Raw genomic sequence first — 680 nt, forward strand, 5'->3', positions numbered from 1 at the left:
GCAATGGCTGTTCGTTTCGGTCAAGAAGAAGCAAAAGTTGTTATTAACTATTACAACAATGAAGAAGAAGCTTTAGATGCGAAAAAAGAAGTAGAAGAAGCAGGCGGACAAGCAATCATCGTTCAAGGCGACGTAACAAAAGAAGAAGATGTTGTAAACCTTGTTCAAACAGCTATTAAAGAATTCGGTACATTAGACGTTATGATTAATAACGCTGGTGTTGAAAACCCAGTTCCTTCTCATGAGTTATCTTTAGACAACTGGAATAAAGTTATTGATACAAACTTAACAGGTGCATTCTTAGGAAGCCGTGAAGCAATTAAATATTTCGTTGAAAACGACATTAAAGGAAACGTTATTAACATGTCCAGTGTTCATGAAATGATTCCTTGGCCATTATTTGTTCATTACGCAGCAAGTAAAGGCGGTATGAAACTAATGACGGAAACATTGGCTCTTGAATATGCGCCAAAAGGTATCCGCGTAAATAACATTGGACCAGGTGCGATGAACACACCAATTAATGCAGAGAAATTTGCAGATCCTGTACAACGTGCAGACGTAGAAAGCATGATTCCAATGGGTTACATCGGTAAACCAGAAGAAGTAGCAGCAGTTGCAGCATTCTTAGCATCATCACAAGCAAGCTATGTAACAGGTATTACATTATTTGCTGATGG

General features: G+C 38.2%; 1 protein-coding gene. It reads left to right on the forward strand.

What is annotated here, in order from left to right:
• Positions 1-680 (forward strand): glucose-1-dehydrogenase (locus tag OK414_RS29735; RefSeq protein ID WP_263046366.1); only part of this gene is annotated, 680 nt, incomplete at both ends.

Origin of the sequence: Priestia sp. JV24 (assembly GCF_025910025.1) — a bacterium.
Classification (GTDB): domain Bacteria; phylum Bacillota; class Bacilli; order Bacillales; family Bacillaceae_H; genus Priestia; species Priestia megaterium.